This is a genomic window from Burkholderia seminalis DSM 23518, assembly GCF_902832885.1.
GTDB classification, from domain to species: domain Bacteria; phylum Pseudomonadota; class Gammaproteobacteria; order Burkholderiales; family Burkholderiaceae; genus Burkholderia; species Burkholderia seminalis.
Genome location: NZ_CADFDK010000013.1, coordinates 30,095 through 46,830, shown reverse-complemented (window position 1 = coordinate 46,830; position 16,736 = coordinate 30,095). Strand labels below are relative to the sequence as shown.

Below are 16,736 nucleotides of genomic sequence, written 5' to 3'. Positions count from 1 at the left end.
GCGTGGATGATTCAGGCGGCCGTCGCGCTGGCGGGCGGTGCGGTCGTCGCGGTGGCCGCGGCGATCGTGTTTCGCGTGATGCGCGGGCGGCTCGTCGCGGCGATGGAACATGACGCGGACACGTTGCGCGGCGCGCTCGACGCGGCCGAAGCGCGTGCGCAAGCCGCGGTGTCCGCGCACGCGGCGGCAGCCGACGCCTGGGCGCAACGCGAGGCGCAGCTCGAGGAAGCGCTGGCGCGCGAGGCGTCGGTGGCCGGCGCGCAGCGTGATGCGCGGCAGGCGCTGTTTGCCGAGCGCGCGGCGCTCGCGCAGCATGCGATGAAGATCGCCGACGAAGCCGCGCGCCTGCGCGGGCTCGCCGGCACGTTCGAGCGCTGGCACGAGCAGATGATCTCGCTGACCACGCAGAACCACGACATGCGCGCGAAGAACCAGGAGCTGTCGGCGATCGTCGCGCACGTGTCGATCGTGTCGCTGAACGCGTCGATCGAGGCCGCGCGCGCGGGCTCGGCCGGACGCGGCTTCTCGATCGTCGCGAGCGAGGTGCGCGGGCTGGCCGCGCGTTCGCAGCAACTGTCGAACAGTTATCGCGACAGCCTGAACCGCAACGATCTCGTGACGGCCGCGACGTTCCAGGACATCCAGGCCGGCGGCAAGATGATCACGGCCGCGCTCGCGACCGTCGAGACGCTGGCGGGGCAGCTGCACGCGCGCATCGAAGGAGAGGCGGCGTGATCAGCGCGCAGGCCAGGGCCGGTTTCGAACGGATCTTTTTCGACGCGGCGCGCACGCGGCTCGCGTCCGGCGGCGCGTGCGACATCCGGCCGGCCGCCGGCCACGAGCACGACGAACACGACGGGCACGATCGCGTGCATGCGAGGTCGCGGTCGGCGCCGAAGGTGCCCGAGCATGTCGCGGTACTGACGATCTCGGCCCTGCATTTCCGCCTGCTGCTCGCGCTGCGCTTCAACGACGACGACGCGACACGACGCCATTTCGCCGGCACGACGGCGGGCACGGGCAGCCAGCGGCCGCTGCCCGAAGCGTTCATGGAAGTCGCGAACCTGTGCTGCGGCGCGATCAACCAGGCGCTGACCGCGCCGTTCCCCGATCTCGGGATGTCGACGCCGTATTTGCTGAGCGGCGCGAGCATCGACTATCTGCCCGTGCTCGCACCCGATTACGTGGCCGCGTACGACCTCACGCTCGACGGCGACGTGCGGGTCGGCGCGACGCTGTGCGTGTGCGCGAACGCGCCGGTCGATTTCCAGGTGCCGGAAACGGCGGCGGTGGATACCGGCGGCGAGCTCGAACTGTTCTGACCGACCACGAGGAATCCGCGAGATGACCCAAGACCAACCCGTCAGCAAGGTGCTCGTGCTCGACGACAGCCGCGCGCACGCCGATGCGATCAAGCGCTTCTGCGACGAGCACAACCTGGTCGGCCTGACTGTGCGGCGCAGCCGGCTGCTGAAGGTGCTGCGCTCGAACATCGACCTCGGCGCGATCCTGCTGGCCGAGGATTACGGCGGTTCGCCGGCCGAGAGCGCGATCATCGCCACGCAGATCGATGCGCTGCGGCCCGAACTGCCGATCATCCTGCGCCGCGAATCGCTCGCGTCGCGCGACGGACTGCCCGATGCGCTCGCGCGCGTGGCCTGCGCGGCCTACGTCGCGGACGACATGACGCCGCTCGAGCGCGCGATCGACGAATACCTGTTCGGCCGCGATTATCCGAACGCGCTCGTGCGCGGCATCTCGGAGATCACCGAGGCGCGCATCGACAGCCTGTTCCCGGGCATGGCGATCGAGCACGAAACGCCGTGCATCGTCCGCGACCAGATCATCTTCGGCGAGGTGTTCAGCCTGATCGCGCTCGAAAGCGCGTGGTGCCGCGGCTACATGCTGCTGCAAACGAGCGAGCAGCCGCTGCTCGACATGATCGGCGGCACGCGCGGCGAGGGTCGCGCGCCGGATTTCCGCGACGTGAACAGCGTGCTCGGCGAACTGACGAACCTCGTGTGGGGCGCGTTCAAGAACCGCTATCTCGGCGACGCCGAGGCGCTGGCGCGCCATCCGGTGCAGGTGCCGCTCGTCGTCAACCACAAGCAGAAGTTCATCTCGTTCGGCGGCGACTGTCCGCAGCTTTGTTTCAAGTACCGGATGACCGATCCGCAATCGGGGCGCGCCGTCTGTCTCGACCAGCGCTTCGTGTTCAGCCTCAGCTGGTCGCCGGAGGATTTCCGCGAATCGGTGCAGGACGTCGGACCGATGGTCGAGTCGGGTGAACTCGAACTGTTTTGAAGTCAGCAACAACGAAGGAGGAATACGACATGGCAAAGATTCTGGTGGTCGACGATTCGGGCACGGTGCGCGACGAGGTCGCGGGTTTCCTGCGCAATCACGGGCTCGACGTCGCGACGGCCGTCGACGGCAAGGACGGGCTCGCGAAGCTCAAGGCGACGCCCGGCGTGCGCCTCGTGATCAGCGACGTGAACATGCCGAACATGGATGGCCTGACGATGGTCGAGAAGATCCGCGGCGAACTGGCGAACACGGCGGTCAACGTCGTGATGCTGACGACCGAAAGCAGCCCGGCGATGAAGGAGCGCGGCAAGGCGGCCGGCGTGAAGGGCTGGATCGTGAAGCCGTTCAAGGGCGACGCTGTGCTCGACGCGCTGAAGAAGCTCGCGGGCTGACGCACGGCCGGCCGCCGCGGGCCCGTGACCTTCGCGGTCAACGCTGCGGCTCGGGCCGCGCGGCCGCCGCGTTGCCTGCCGCAACCGGCGCGGGCGTTTGCCATTGCACGACGATCATCCCCGCGAAGATCAGCGCGATGCCCGCGATGCGGCCGGGCGTCGCCAGCCGCTGCGCGAGCCCCATCAGCCCGTAGTGGTCGATCAGCAGCGATGCGAGCATCTGCCCGGCGACGACGCAGACGATGAAGGTCGTCGCGCCGAGCCGCGGCGTCAGGATCAGCGCGAGCGTGATGTAGATCACGCCCGCGAGGCCGCCGAGCCACATCCACAGTGGGCGCTGCAGCGCGTCGCCGACGAGCGGTGCGTGCGCACGCGTCGCCAGCAGCACCGGCAGCACCGCGAGCAGGCTGACCGTCAGCGACGCGACGCTCGCCCACAGCGGGTGGCCGAGCGCACGCCCGAGCGCGGCGTTGCTGCCGCCCTGCAGCGGCACGAGCGCGCCGGCGACGAAAGCCGCGACGGCGAGCGGGAGCGTGGCGAAGGAAAGCGAAGTCGTCATCTTGGTCGGTCTTGAAAGGATGTCGAAAAGAGTGTCATCCATTAAGATGGCGAATGGAAATTCGTCTTTCGGATGGCTCGTATTCGTGCAATGAATAATCTGGCCCGTATCGACCTGAACCTGCTCGTCACGCTGCATGTGTTGCTGAGCGAACGTCACATCTCGCGCACGGCGCTCCGGCTGCACCGGAGCCAGCCGGCCGTGAGCCACGCGCTCGCGCGGCTGCGCGAGATCTTCGGCGATCCGCTGCTGGTGCGGCGCGCGGGCCGGCTCGAGCTGACCGCGCGCGCGAACGAACTGGTCGAGCCGCTGAACGACGTCCTCGGGCGGCTCGGCGCGCTGATCGAGCCGCCGGCGTTCGATCCGTCCGCGGCCACGCGCGTCTTTCGCATCGCGATGTCCGACTACGGTGCGCGGATCGTGCTGCCCGCGCTCGTGAAGACGTTGCGCGCCGACGCGCCGGGCATCGAGCTGATCGTGTCGCAGGGCACGCGCGAGGCGATGCGCATGCAGTTGATGGACGGCGAGGTCGATCTCGCGCTCGGCGTGCTGCCCGCATTGCAGCGCGACCTGCATGCCCAGCCGCTGTTCGTGGAGTCGTTCGCATGCGTGGCCGACGCGAGCCGCCTGCCGCGCCGCGGCGAACTCGCGCTCGACGCGTGGCTCGCGCGGCCGCACGCGCTCGTCGCGATGCGTGACGGGATGGACAACGAGGTCGATCGGGCGCTCGCGCGGCTGCGGCACGAGCGGCACATCGCGGTGATCCTGCCGTTCTGGAGTGTCGCGAACGACCTGATCGCGGGTACCGATCTCGTGCTGACCGTCGCGCGCCGCAACCTCGACCGCGTGCGCGACGACGCACGCTTGCGCGTGTTCGACCCGCCGTTCCCGATCGATTCGTTCGAATTCGCGCAGCACTGGCATGAGCGCCGGCATGGCGACGCCGCACACATCTGGCTGCGGCAGACGATCGCGCGCGTCGCGGGCGGCGGGTAGCGGTGTGGCAGTGATGTGGCAGCGGCGATTGCGGGCGCAACGATTTACAGCGTACCGCGATGTCCGTATCCTGCCGGAGGCCGAGGGCGGCGAGCCTGCGCATCGGGCGCGGCATGCCCGGCGTCTGCAACAATCGGGAACGGAATCCCTTCCAATGAAAATCGGAGTCGATCAGGCCGCGCGCGTGCGTGACGCTGATGGCCGCGCTGGCCGGCGGATGCGCAGGCACCGGGCAGCAGGCGCCGCAGGCGGACGTCGGCAACGGTTCGTCCTACACGTGCCATCCCACACCGGTCGACGGGCAGGCGACGGCCGGAAGGGGCGTCAACGGCTGCTATTTCGTGCTGTACGATCCCGCGACGAAACAGGCGCTGCCGAACACGCGCTATGCATTCGCGCTTTATACGAGCGCCGCCCAGGACAGCCGGGAACTCGAAGTCGAAGGCGCGACCGACGCGCAGGGGCGCACGATCTACATGCGTTCCGCCGCGCCGATCGATGCGTCGCGCATGATGCTCGTCCGCATGATCGGCGATGGCCCGACAGGGCGGATTCCGGTGCTGGTCCGGCCGACCGACGGCAAGCGCATCCCGTTCGCGCCGTACAAGGTCACGGGGTGCAACGGGCCATACGAAGGCGTGACCGACGAAACGGGGCGCGGCGTGATGTACCGCTGCAAGACGCAGTCGCGGATCGACGTGTCGTTCCATCAGTCGCGTCCGTAGCGCGAGACGCATGATGTCCGCATCCGGCCGCGCCGCAACCCAGCACGTCGAGACGCTGATCGCGAAGGGCATCGTCTTTACCGTCCTGGGCACGTGCATGCTGATCGGCGCCACGCTGGGCGCGCAGTCGACGCGCGAATTCCTGCGCACGTCGGTCGTCGTGCCGGGGCGCGTCATCAAGCTGAACGCAGGCCCGCATCATCCCGAGATCGCGTTCACGACACACGCGGGTGAGCATGTCGAATACGCGCAGGGCGGCGACGTCAGCGTGCAGGACGGCGCGACGGTCGAGGTGCGCTATGCGCCGGACGCGCCGAGGATGACCGCACGGATGAATACGTTCGGCGCGATCTGGGGCGATGCGCTGACAATCGGCGGGATGGGCGCGGTTTTTTTCGTCGTTGGCGTCGGTCAGTTGTGGTCGGGCGTGCGCGCATGGCGCAGCGGGCGCAAGCGGAGGTGATCGCCCGCCGCGCGCCGAAACGTGTCGAACCCCGCAAGCAGAACATCATGGATTCCGTCATGAGGCCGCGGGCCGATCCGGTTGTCACGCACACGATTGCATGTACGGTATCGCAGTACGTCGCCTCGTTACTTCACAGGACTCTTCCAGCATGACAATTCGCTTGATGCCGTGGCTCGTCGCGATCGGCGCTGCATTTGCGGGCTTCGCCGCGCACGCGGCGGGTACGGCGCATTCGCTCGACCAGGTGCCCGGGACGTTCGATGCTCCCGAAACCCGCGCCGCGTATGCGCGCGACATGACCGGCGCGCCGGAAGGGGACGGTTTCGGTGTGCGCCTGCCGCCCGGCTTCACGAAGGAAGGGCTGGTGGCACAGCTTGTCCCGGGCCAGCCGCTTGCGCGTGTCGTGCTGGTCGGCGCGAAACCGTGGCCGCAGCGCCCCGGTGCGTTCGTTGCGATCGTTTGTGCGGCACCGACCGACGAGCTTGCGCGCGAGGCGCTGCGATTTCGTGCACCCACCGAGTGTGAAGGGTTCGAGCGCCACGCCGATGCCGACGACCAGAAGGAACGGGTCTGGCTGGGCGTGTTCGAGCGCGGTCCGGACGGCGTGCCGCGCCTCGTCGCGCGTACCGAACAGCCGCTCGAGCAGGCGACCGACTGGAGCAACACGAATCTCGACAGTCCCGACTACCTTGAGCAGACGACGCGACCGGGTGATCTCGCGTTACGGCCCGAGCGGTGGTCGCGGTTCGATCTCGCGCCGTATACGCTGCGGGCGGGCGATGCGGCGTTCGGGGTGCGGGCGAGCTGGTCGATCGGTTATTCGGGCGGCGGCGCATCGTTCGAGGCGCTGTACCTGTTCCGGATCGACGGCAAGACGCTGCGCGTCGTGTTCGCGCAGCCGATGATGTTCTACCGGGATATCGCCGGCGATTGGCATCGCGACGGCACGCGCGATCACGACATCACGGAAGGCAGCAATACGCTGAGCATGCTGCCGACTTCGACGGACGGCTTCCGGGACCTGCAGTTACGCGAGCGCGGCGGCAAATGGCGCCGGACGTTTCGATGGTCTGCCGCGGATGGCGAGTATCGGCCGCGCTGACGCCCGGGCGGCCCGTTACGGGGCAGTCGCCGCGGCGGTCGCGAATTCGTCGACGACGGCTTCGATCACGGCCTGCACGCGCGCGGTCTTGTAGAGATCGGCATGGGCGACGAGCCATACGTCGAAGTGATTGCAGCGCCGCGTCATCAGACGCACCAGTTCCGGCTCGGCATCGGCGCGAAAGCACGGCAGTTCCGCAATGCCGAGCCCCGCCAGCGTCGCTTCCACCAGCATCATCGTCGACGACGTCTGGAACATCACGCGGCCGCGCGACGTCGGTTCGCCGCACAGCGCGTCCCACATCGTCGGCACGACCGGCTGCTGGTACATCACCAGGTCGTGCCCGTCGAACGCGCTGCCCGCGACCGGTTCGCCGCGCTCGGCCAGGTAGCGGCGCGAGGCATAGATCCCCGTTTCGAGATGCCCGAGCCGCCTGACGATCAGGTCCGGCGATTCCGGCCGCAACGTGCGGATCGCGAGGTCCGCTTCGCGGCGCGTGAGGTTGGCGATTTCCGCTGAAGTCACGCAGACGACGTCGATGCCGGCATGTTTGCGCCGCATGCGGGCGATGGCGGGCACCACGAAACGCTTGCCGAGCGAGTCGGTCGTGGCGATCCGCACGGATCCGGCCAGTTGCTCGTCGAGCCCCATCACGCGGCGTTCGATCGTGAGCGACGCCCGTTCCATCGTTTCGGCCGGTTCGAGCAGCGCTTCGCCGGCGGTCGTCAGCACATAGAGGGTCGGCGTGCGGAGAAACAGGCGGGCCGACAGTTCCTCCTCGAGCGCGGCGATCCGGCGTCCCACCGTCGCCTGATCGACATTCAGCTGCGCCGCGGCGCCGCGCAGCGTGCCGGTGCGCGCCAGCGCGAGGAAGAAGCGGGCGTTGTCCCAGTTCATGCGGAGCGATTGTGTCATCGGGCGGGCGGCGGCGGACGGGAACGGGTGATGCAGATCTGCATCAGGCAAATGCGAAATTATCACTTTTCCGCATCGTGTGCCGTTCCTAGACTCCCGGCATCTGCCTGGAGGTGTCATGTCCGATTGCAATCCCGTGTCCGTTTCCGTCCCCCTGGCCGTCGCGAGCCGCCCGACGGCGCGCGAGCAGCGCTTCACGCTGGCGCTCGTCGCGATCGGCATGTTCATGGCGGTCCTCGATTCGACGATCGTCAACGTGGCGCTGCCCGCGTTGCGCGCGAGCCTCGGCGCGACGGTCGCCGAACTCGCGTGGATCGTCGACGCGTATACGCTCAGCTTCGCCGCGTTGATCCTCGCGGGCGGCGCGCTGTCCGACCGGTTCGGCGCGAAGCACGTGTATCTCGCGGGGCTGGCGCTGTTCGTCGCCGCATCGGCGGCGTGCGGCGTTGCGCCGTCCGTGGCGATCCTCGTGGCGGCGCGCTTCGCGCAGGGCATGGGTGCCGCGCTATTCTTGCCCGCGTCGCTCGCGGTCGTGCGCGGCACCTTCGACGTGCCTGCCGAGCGGGCGCGGGCGATTGCGGTCTGGGCCGGCATCGCATCGGTTGCGGTGGCCGTGGGGCCGGTGCTGGGCGGCATCCTCGTCGACGATTTCGGCTGGCGCAGCGCGTTCCTGATCAATGTGCCGACCGGCGCGATCGCCTTTGCCGGGGCGGCAATGCTCGTGCGGGCGTCGGGCGCGCGGCATGCGCACCCGTTCGACTGGGCCGGCCAGGGTATCGGTGCGGCGGCGCTCGGCGCGCTGTGTTTCGCGGTGATCGAATTGCCGACGCGCGGCCCCGGCGCGGGGGAAGTGCGCTGCGCGCTGCTGGCCGCCGCGCTCGCGGCAGCGATGCTGGTCGTCGTCGAGCGGCGTGCGCGCCATCCGATGGTGCCGCTCGCGTGGTTTCGCAATCGCGTGTTCGTCGCGATGAACCTGATGGGCAGCCTCGTCTATGTCGGCTACTTCGGGCTGCTGTTCGTGTTGAGCCTGTACCTGCACGGGCGCTTCGGCATGAGTGCGCGGCAGACGGGGATGACGCTGTTGCCGTTCGCGCTGAGCCTGTCGCTCGGCAACCTGTTGTCGGGAAAACTGCATGGCCGTGTGCGCCCGGTCACGCTGATGGCAAGCGGCCTCGGGATGGCGGCGCTGGCCATTCCGGCGATCGCCGTCGCGCTCGCGCTGCGTGCGCCATGGCTGGTGGTCTGGGCGGCCATGGCCGCCTTCGGCACCGGCACCGCGTTGTCGGTCGCGCCGATGATCGCGACCGTGCTCGAACAGGTGCCCGCGGAGGCGGCGGGCGTCGCGTCAGGGTTCCTCAACGCGGCGCGGCAGGCCGGAAGCTTGTTCGGCGTGGCCATCGCGGGCGCCGCGACGATACTGTTGCCGGACTTGACCGACGCGCTGTGGGCGGTCGCGGCGCTTGGATGCATGGCGTATGCGACGGCCGCCCTTGCCGCACGGGCGGCCGGCATGACGAAAGGGGCGTGACTGGACGTCACACGGAATGTGGAGGACCATTTCATCGACCGGCCGCGCACGCGCGGTTGCGCCGGCCGCCCGTCTGTGCCGAAACGCATCCTGCCGCCCTTCGTCGAGCGAAACACCATGGAACCCGATCAAGAGACCGCCGAGCCGATCCTGTTGCGCGATGCGCACGACGGCGTCGTCACGCTGCGGCTGAATCGCCCGCGGCAGTTCAACGCATTGTCCGAGGCAATGCTCGCGAGCCTGCATGATGCGTTCGAGGCGCTGGCGGCCGATTCGCACGTGCGTTGCGTCGTGCTGGCCGCCGAGGGCAAGGCATTCTGCGCGGGCCACGACCTGCGGCAGATGCGCAGCCGGCCCGAACTCGACTACTACCGCGCGCTGTTCGCGCAGTGCAGCCGCGTGATGCTCGCGATGCGCGCGTTGCCGGTGCCGGTGATCGCGCGCGTGCACGGCATCGCGACGGCGGCCGGCTGCCAGCTCGTCGCCGCGTGCGACCTCGCGATCGCGGCCGATACCGCGCGCTTCGCGGTATCGGGTATCAACGTCGGGTTGTTCTGTTCGACACCGGCCGTCGCGTTGAGCCGCAACGTCACCTCGAAGCGCGCCTTCGACATGCTCGTGACCGGGCGCTTCGTCGATGCGGCGACGGCCGCCGCGTGGGGGCTTGTCAACGAGGCCGTGCCCGAGGACGCGCTCGACGCGGCCGTCGCGCGCAAGGTCGCGGAGATCGTCGCGAAGAGCCCGGCCGCGGTGCGATACGGCAAGCAGATGTTCTATCGCCAGCGCGAGTTGCCGCTCGACGAAGCCTATGCGTATGCGGGCGACGTGATGGCGCGCAACATGATGGAAGAGGATGCCGGCGAGGGCATCGACGCGTTCCTCGAGAAGCGCAAGCCGGCGTGGCGCTCGTAGCGCGTTCCCGTTGACTCGCGCGGCGGCTCGCCGGAAAGCGAACGGGCCGCCCGAGGCGGCCCGCAATCCGGGCGGCGTGTACGTCGACGTCGGTCAGCGCCCGTAGCTTCCCGTCCGCAGGGCCGGCTGCACGGTCGATGCGCCGGGCGGCACGATCACGACCGGCACGCGGGGCGCGAGCGCGCACATCAGCTCGTAGCCGATCGTGCCGCTGGCTTCCGCGACATCGTCCACCTTCACCTGATCGCCCCACAGCTCGACGCTCGACCCGATACCCGCGTTCGGGCACGGCGTCAGGTCTACGGTCAGCATGTCCATCGACACGCGGCCGACAACACGCGTCATCACGCCGTCCACCGCGATCGGCGTGCCGGTCGGCGCGTGGCGCGGATAGCCGTCCGCGTAGCCGCATGCGACCACGCCGATCCGCATCGGCCGGTCGGCCGTGAAGCGGCGGCCGTAGCCGACGGTCTCGTCCGGCGCCAGCGTCTGCACGCCGATGATCCGGCTCGTCAGCGTCATCGCGGCCATCAGCGGCGTGTCGGCGATATGCCGCGACGCACCCGTCGGCGACGCGCCGTACAGGATCGTGCCGGGCCGCACCCAGTCGCGATGGGCGCGCGGATGCCACAGCACGGCCGCCGAATTCGACACCGAGCGTTCGCCGGGAATGCCGGCCGTCGTCGCATCGAACTGGTCGAGCTGCCAGTCGACCTGGCCTTCGTCGGCGTTCGCGAAGTGCATCATCAGCGTGATCCTGCCGATCGACGGTGCGCTCGCCGCGCGTTCCCACGCGGCGCGGAACGCGGCGGGCCGGTAGCCGAGCCGGTTCATGCCGGAGTTCATCTTGAGCTGGATGTCGATCGGCCGTTGCGGCTTCGCGGCGATCAGCAGGTCGAGCTGCGCGTCGCAATGCACGCTCACCGTCAGCCGGTGGCGATCGGCCAGTTCGACGTCGGCCGGCTCGAAGATCCCTTCGAGCAGCAGCACGGGCTTGTCCCAGCCGAGTTCGCGCACGCGCACGGCTTCGTCGAGATCGAGCAGCCCGATGCCGTCGGCGGCCGCGAGGCCCGGATAGATCCGCTCGATGCCGTGGCCGTATGCGTTGGCCTTGATCACGGCCCAGACGCGCGATTGCGCGGCCGTGCGGCGGATGAAATCGAGGTTGTGGCGGACGGCGTCAGGGCGGATATGGGCGACGATGGGACGGGGCATGGTGATGGCTCGGGTCGATGTCGTTCGGCGCGCGGCGGCGCGGAGTGAAACGGCAGGCTGGCGCCGCAACGCGCCAAGCCAGTGTCGAGCGCTATCTTATTGGTGTTCGACCAGTTTTAATTAACGTATTTGTCGGCGATTTGGTGGAAATTTTGGCGGTCATGCCGATCGGCCGCGGCCGCCCGCGGCCCGTGCGGCCGAGTCCCCCGTCTAGAAAACCGGTGCGCGAACCGGGCGGCGCAATGCTAAGCTCTCGGCGATCTTGTCATTGATCAATGTAATCATAACGGAGGAGACTTATGACGACGTCCCAGCTGTGCCTGCTCATCGTGGCGCTGTTGCCGTTCCCGATGACGTTCCTGGCCAAGGCCCGCAAGGGTTACGACAACCGCGCGCCACGCGATTACCTGGCCCGGCTCGAAGGCTGGCGCGCTCGCGCGCAGGCCGCGCATCAGAACGCATGGGAAGCGCTGGCGCTGTTCACGGCCGCGCTGGTGGTGGCGTGGCACAACGGCGCGAACGTGCATCGCGTCGACCAGCTCGCGATGGCGTTCGTCGCGATCCGCGTCGTCTATGCGTTGATGTACCTGCTGAACTGGGCGTCGCTGCGTTCGCTCGTGTGGTTCGGCGGGATGGCGTGCGTCGTCGCGCTGTTCCTCGCCGCGCCGTAAGCGGCCGGTGAGCACGGGCGCCGGCGGCGCATGTCGGCGCTACGGCGCGCCGCCCGCGCCCCGTGCGTGACTGTCGTTGGATGCGGGCACAACCTTCTTTGCGACGAACGGCGGCACTTGCGCTTCGCTGCGCAGGAATGCGATCAACGGATCGAGCAGCCGGTGGCGCGTGGACGGATGGCGGCGCAGCACGAAGCGCCACGACGCCTCGCGTGCGAGGCCCGGCACCAGCGGTACCAGGCGTCCGCTGCGCAGTTCGGGCTCGATCAGCGGCACGCGGCCGAGCGCGATGCCCGCACCGCCGACGGCCGCGCCGATCACCTGGCTGAAGCTGCTGTAACGGACGATCTTCGTTTCGAAGTCGCCCGGCAAGCCGAATTCCGACGCCCAGTTGCGCCAGTCGATCTCGGGGCTGTTCTCGTGCATCTCCTGCAGCAGCCGTGAGCGGCACACGTACCCCGATGCGTACGGAAACAGTTCGGGGCTGCAGACCGGAAACACGGTTTCCCGCATCAGGATGTCGTCGTCGGCGCGCAGCCGGTGCGCGGGCACGTGCACGATCGCCAGATCGACGCCGCTGCGCGCGAAATCCGGCTCGTCGTCGAGCACGACGGCATGCAGCGGCGTGTCGGGATGAAGCGAAGAGAATTCCGCCAGACGGCGCGCGAGCCACATCGACGAAAACGGCGCGTTGGCGGAGACGGTCAGCCGTTGTGCGGTGCCGCGAATCTCCGCGCAGGCGTCGGTCAGGCGCGACAGCGCATCGCTGACGGCCGGCAGCAGGCGGGCGCCGGCCGGCGTGAGGCCGATGCCGCCTATGCCCGTGCTGCGTTCGAGCAGCCGTGCACCCAGCGCTTCCTCGAGCGAGCGGATCTGGTGGCTGACCGCGCTGGTCGACACGTTCAGCTCGACCGCCGCGCGCGCGAACCCGCCGAGGCGGACGGTCGCCTCGAAAGCACGCAGCGCGCTAAGGGGAGGAAGGTGCGACATGCCGGGTATTGTAGTTGACTCAACACCCGTTGAAAAATCATCTTTTGCCGCGCGCGGGAGGCGCGGGTAGCCTCGATCCGGTCAAGAAAAAAGCAACGCGTCACTGACTGGAGGCAACATGTATTTCGACCGACGACTATGGGCCATGATGGCCGGACTGCGCTGGCGGGTGGCCGCGGCAGTCGCGCTCGGGCTCGTCGCGATGGGTGTCGGCATCCTGCGTTTCGTCTTTCTCGGCCGCGTGCTGGCGCTGGTTTTTTCCGGTGCGCCGGTACGCGGCATCGGCGAAGCCGTCGCTGCAACGGCGGCCTGCGTGCTGCTGCGCGCGTGGCTCGATCATCGCCGCACGGTGCTCGCGCAGCATACGGCCGGGCGCGTGCAGGCCACGCTGCGCGCGCGGCTGTTCGACCGGATCGCCGCGCTCGGCCCCGCGTGGTTCAGCGGCGAGCGCACGGGCGGCGTGATGCTCGCCGTCGTCGACGGCGTCGAGCAGCTGCAAACCTTCTTCGGCGTCTACCTGCCGCAACTCGTGATCGCCGCCTGCGCGCCGGTCATGATCTTCGCGGTACTCGCATGGTGGGACGTGCCGACGGCCGCGATCCTGCTGGTCGCGGCGCTCGTCACGCTCGCGCTGCCGCAGCTCGTGCATCGCGCCGACAAGCGTGCGGCGCTCGCACGCTCGGCCGCGTTCAAGGCGTTCGGCGAGGAGTTTCTCGACGCGGTGCAGGGCCTGCCGACGCTGAAGGCGTTCGGGCAGAGCAGCGCGTTCGGCGCGAAGCTGGCCGCCAAGGCGCGCGCGCTGTCCGACAGCACGTTCTGGGTGCTCGCGCTCGGCCTGCTAACGCGGCTCTTCACCGATCTCGGCACGGGCCTGGGCGCGGCCGCGGCGATCGCGGTGGGCGCATGGCGCGTGCGGCACGGTGACATGAGCCTCGAAGCGCTGCTGATCGTGTTGATGGCCGGCAGCGAAATCTTCCGGCCGCTGCGCGACCTGCGTGCGGTGCTGCACCAGGGGATGATCGGCCAGTCGGCGGCGAATGCGATCCATGCGCTGCTCGACGCGGGCAGCCGGGGGCCGGCCGCCGATGCGCCGCGCGTCGCGGCCCTGCGGCCGGAGATCGCGTTCGACGACGTCAGCTTCGCGTATCCGGGGCGCCGCGCGGATGCGCATGCGGCGTTGAGCTTCACGGTTCGCGAAGGCGAGACGGTCGCCATCGTCGGGCCGAGCGGCGCGGGCAAGTCGACCATCGTGCGCCTGTTGCTGCGTCAGCACGATGCGCAGGGCGGTGCGGTACGCATCGGCGGCCACGACGTGCGCACGCTCGACGCCGACCAGGTGCGCGAGATGATCGCCGTCGTCGCGCAGGATGCGACGCTGTTCGACGGCAGTGTGGCCGACAACCTGCGGCTCGGCCGCCCCGAGGCGAGCGACGCGGACATGATCGCGGCCGCGCGCGCCGCCAACGCGCACGATTTCATCTCGGCGTTGCCCGACGGCTACGCGACGCGCATCGGCGAACGCGGGCTCATGCTGTCGGGCGGCCAGCGCCAGCGCATCGCGATCGCCCGCGCGCTGCTGCGCGATGCGCCGATCCTGCTGCTCGACGAGGCGCTGTCGTCGGTCGATGCGGAGAATGAAGCGCTGATCCAGCAGGCGCTCGACCGGCTCACGCGCGGGCGGACGACGCTCGTGCTCGCGCATCGGCTGTCCAGCGTGATCGGCGCTGACCGCATCCTGGTGCTCGACCAGGGGCAGGTGGTCGATGAAGGCACGCATGCGGCGCTGATCGCGCGCGACGGCCCGTATCGCCGGCTGATGGGGCCGCAACTGGAGGCGGTCGCCGAATCCGTCGGCGCGTCGGCGGCGGCCGGTGCGACCGCGCGCGCGTCGTCGGGCCCGCAGGTGCGGCCGCTGAACGACGACGCGGCGACGATCGGCTGGGCGGAAACGTTGCAGACGCTGCTGCGCTTCGTGCGGCCGTGGAAGGGCAAGGTCGTGCTGACCGTGCTGTTCGGGATCGGCCGCGTGCTCGCGTTCATCGGCGTCGGGGTGATCGGCGCGATGGTGGTCGGTGCGGTGTCGTCCGGCCGCGTGAGTGCGTCGCTCGTCGTCGCGCTGCTCGTGATCGCGCCGGTGGCGGCCGTGCTGCACTGGCTCGAATCGTGGCTCGCGCACGACATGGCGTACCGGCTGCTCGCGGAAATGCGCATCGCGCTGTTCGCGACGCTCGAACGCCTCGCGCCGGCCGGGCTGCTGCGCCGCCGTTCCGGCGATCTCGTCTCGCTCGCGACGCAGGACGTCGAGACCGTCGAGTATTTCTATGCGCACACGCTGGCGCCCGCGTTCGTCGCGGTCCTGGTGCCGGCCGGCGTGCTGGTGCTGCTCGCGTCGGTCGCATGGCCGCTTGCGCTCGTGCTGCTGCCGTTCCTGCTGTGGGCCGGGCTCGCGCCGGTGCTCGCGCGGCGCGATGTCGACCGGCTCGGCACCGGCGCGCGCGAAGCGCTCGGCCAGCTCGGCGCGCACCTGACCGAAACGATCCAGGGGCTCGCGGAGCTGACCGCGTTCCAGGCGATCGAGCGCCGGCGCGCAGCGTTCCTGGCCGAGGTCGATGCGTACCGCCTGCAGCGAGCGAAGCTGCTCGACGACCTGTCGACGCAAAGCGCCGCGCTGGAAGTCGCGAGCGGGCTCGGCGGGCTGGCCGTCGCGGCGCTCGGTGCGCTGCTGTGCGCACGCGGCTGGTTTCCGCACGAGTCGTTGCCGCTGCTGGTGCTGGTTGCGGTGGCCGCGTTCATGCCGGTGGCCGAAATCGGCCAGGTCGCGCGCCAGCTTGCGGACACGATCGCGTCGACGCGCCGCTTGCGCGCGCTGGAGAAGGAGCCCGTGACCGTGACGGACGGCACGCACGCGATGCCCGGCAATCCGGCCGTGCGTTTCGAGGCGGCGTCGTTCACGTATCCGGGCCGCGGCGTGCCCGCGATCGACCGCGTGAGCTTCGAGGTGCCGCCGGGCAGCACGGTCGCGCTGGTCGGCGCATCGGGCGCCGGCAAGTCGACGGTCGCGAGCCTGTTGCTGCGTTTCTGGGATCCGCAACAGGGCCGCGTGACGCTCGGCGGCGTCGACCTGCGCGACCTGCGGCTCGACGACCTGCGGCAGCACATCGCGCTGGTTGCGCAGGATACCTACCTGTTCAACGACACGCTCGAAGCGAACATCCGGCTCGCGGCGAACGACGCGTCGGACGCGGACGTGCGGCGCGCGATCGACCATGCGGCGCTCGGCGACTTCGTCGCGCGGCTGCCGGACGGGCTGGCGACGCGCGTCGGCGAGCGCGGCGTGCAGCTGTCGGGCGGCCAGCGCCAGCGCGTGGCGATCGCGCGTGCGTTCCTGAAGGATGCGCCGGTGCTGATCCTCGACGAGGCGACGTCCCATCTGGACACGATCAGCGAGCAGCAGATCCGCGCGGCGCTGGAAGACCTGATGACGCAGCGCACGTCGATCATCATCGCGCACCGGCTGTCGACCGTACGCAATGCCGACCTGATCCTCGTGATGGAGCAGGGCAGCGTGATCGAGGCGGGACGCCACGCGGACTTGATGGCGCGGCAGGGCGCGTATGCGCGGCTCGTGTCGCATCAGGCGAGCGGGGTGGCGGCGTGATCGACGCGACACCGGCGCGTCGTCGTCCGGTATTGTCCCGCGCACCCCGCAACCTGCGTTGAGCCGCGCCGGCGGTTGCCGGCCTGGCGCGCACGGCCGGCCCCGCACGGCGCCGCCATTGTCTCCCGATGCGCCGCCATCCCGCGGCGGCGCGATCCGGCGGCGCGTCCTGCCCCGCCGTTCTCCCGTTTCCTCCGATCAATCCGGCCCGCGCGGCCCGGATTTGTCTCGATGAATTTATTCGTTGCGGACTTTTTTGTTGTCGTAGTATCGCCATTGACAACACTTGTTGCACTAAGA

At 69.5% G+C, this 16,736-nt stretch carries 16 protein-coding genes; 12 read left to right on the top strand and 4 right to left on the bottom strand.

The annotated features are described in order from the left end of the window. The first annotated feature begins 6 nt into the window (after positions 1 to 6). Genes HWX00_RS29365 through HWX00_RS29350 form a run of 4 tightly spaced genes read left to right on the top strand, consistent with a single transcriptional unit; the run spans position 7 to position 2,699 of the window. Positions 7 to 735, top strand: coding sequence for a methyl-accepting chemotaxis protein (locus tag HWX00_RS29365; RefSeq protein WP_233623231.1), 729 nt, complete (start codon positions 7 to 9; stop codon positions 733 to 735). Beyond that, a complete protein-coding gene (locus HWX00_RS29360; protein ID WP_059558248.1) occupies positions 732 to 1,322 on the top strand; it encodes a hypothetical protein in 591 nt (196 codons plus the stop codon). The genes HWX00_RS29365 and HWX00_RS29360 overlap by 4 nt, the downstream gene beginning before the upstream one ends. 22 nt (positions 1,323 to 1,344) lie before the next feature. Further along, positions 1,345 to 2,304 carry a chemotaxis protein CheX gene (locus HWX00_RS29355; RefSeq protein WP_049028898.1) on the top strand — a complete coding sequence of 320 codons (960 nt, stop codon included), beginning with the start codon at positions 1,345 to 1,347 and terminating at the stop codon, positions 2,302 to 2,304. A gap of 29 nt (positions 2,305 to 2,333) precedes the next feature. After that, positions 2,334 to 2,699 (top strand): response regulator, encoded by a 366-nt coding sequence (locus HWX00_RS29350; protein WP_006486240.1) that lies wholly within the window; start codon positions 2,334 to 2,336, stop codon positions 2,697 to 2,699. A 37-nt stretch (positions 2,700 to 2,736) separates the two neighbouring features. On the opposite strand, the gene HWX00_RS29345 is transcribed toward HWX00_RS29350, so the two are convergent. Then, positions 2,737 to 3,258, bottom strand: coding sequence for a DMT family transporter (locus tag HWX00_RS29345; RefSeq protein ID WP_175027890.1), 522 nt, complete (start codon positions 3,256 to 3,258; stop codon positions 2,737 to 2,739). Between the two features lie 90 nt (positions 3,259 to 3,348). Between HWX00_RS29345 and HWX00_RS29340 the strand changes: the two genes are divergently transcribed. From HWX00_RS29340 to HWX00_RS29325, 4 genes are all read left to right on the top strand, one after another. Beyond that, complete coding sequence (locus HWX00_RS29340) at positions 3,349 to 4,254, top strand: LysR family transcriptional regulator (protein WP_175027889.1); 906 nt, start codon at positions 3,349 to 3,351, stop codon at positions 4,252 to 4,254. 188 nt (positions 4,255 to 4,442) lie between these two features. Then, positions 4,443 to 4,979, top strand: coding sequence for a hypothetical protein (locus HWX00_RS29335; protein WP_175027888.1), 537 nt, complete (start codon positions 4,443 to 4,445; stop codon positions 4,977 to 4,979). Between the two features lie 10 nt (positions 4,980 to 4,989). Continuing rightward, on the top strand, positions 4,990 to 5,442 hold the full coding sequence (locus HWX00_RS29330) for a DUF3592 domain-containing protein (protein ID WP_034185920.1): 453 nt from the start codon (positions 4,990 to 4,992) through the stop codon (positions 5,440 to 5,442). Positions 5,443 to 5,593: 151 nt separating this feature from the next. Continuing rightward, positions 5,594 to 6,547, top strand: a complete 954-nt coding sequence (locus HWX00_RS29325) for a hypothetical protein (protein WP_059558242.1) — start codon at positions 5,594 to 5,596, stop codon at positions 6,545 to 6,547. 15 nt (positions 6,548 to 6,562) lie between these two features. On the opposite strand, the gene HWX00_RS29320 is transcribed toward HWX00_RS29325, so the two are convergent. Further along, positions 6,563 to 7,444 (bottom strand): LysR family transcriptional regulator, encoded by an 882-nt coding sequence (locus HWX00_RS29320; protein WP_034185922.1) that lies wholly within the window; start codon positions 7,442 to 7,444, stop codon positions 6,563 to 6,565. Positions 7,445 to 7,580: 136 nt separating this feature from the next. Here HWX00_RS29320 and HWX00_RS29315 point away from each other — a divergent pair, with 136 nt between their 5' ends. Both HWX00_RS29315 and HWX00_RS29310 read left to right on the top strand, forming a co-directional pair. After that, positions 7,581 to 8,990, top strand: coding sequence for an MFS transporter (locus tag HWX00_RS29315; RefSeq protein WP_059558241.1), 1,410 nt, complete (start codon positions 7,581 to 7,583; stop codon positions 8,988 to 8,990). Positions 8,991 to 9,107: 117 nt separating this feature from the next. Beyond that, positions 9,108 to 9,902 carry an enoyl-CoA hydratase gene (locus HWX00_RS29310; RefSeq protein ID WP_059558240.1) on the top strand — a complete coding sequence of 265 codons (795 nt, stop codon included), beginning with the start codon at positions 9,108 to 9,110 and terminating at the stop codon, positions 9,900 to 9,902. Between the two features lie 93 nt (positions 9,903 to 9,995). On the opposite strand, the gene alr is transcribed toward HWX00_RS29310, so the two are convergent. Beyond that, on the bottom strand, positions 9,996 to 11,117 hold the full coding sequence (gene alr, locus HWX00_RS29305) for an alanine racemase (protein ID WP_049028905.1): 1,122 nt from the start codon (positions 11,115 to 11,117) through the stop codon (positions 9,996 to 9,998). Positions 11,118 to 11,416: 299 nt separating this feature from the next. Here alr and HWX00_RS29300 point away from each other — a divergent pair, with 299 nt between their 5' ends. Further along, a complete protein-coding gene (locus tag HWX00_RS29300) occupies positions 11,417 to 11,788 on the top strand; it encodes an MAPEG family protein (RefSeq protein WP_175027887.1) in 372 nt (123 codons plus the stop codon). A 39-nt stretch (positions 11,789 to 11,827) separates the two neighbouring features. Here HWX00_RS29300 and HWX00_RS29295 read toward each other — a convergent pair whose 3' ends face one another. Beyond that, the gene (locus HWX00_RS29295) at positions 11,828 to 12,778 is read right to left on the bottom strand and encodes a LysR family transcriptional regulator (RefSeq protein WP_049028906.1); all 951 of its coding nucleotides are present in this window, start codon (positions 12,776 to 12,778) and stop codon (positions 11,828 to 11,830) included. A gap of 118 nt (positions 12,779 to 12,896) precedes the next feature. Here HWX00_RS29295 and HWX00_RS29290 point away from each other — a divergent pair, with 118 nt between their 5' ends. Further along, entirely contained in the window at positions 12,897 to 16,436 is a 3,540-nt protein-coding gene (locus HWX00_RS29290; RefSeq protein ID WP_175027886.1) for an ABC transporter ATP-binding protein/permease, read from the top strand. Positions 16,437 to 16,736 lie beyond the last annotated feature (300 nt).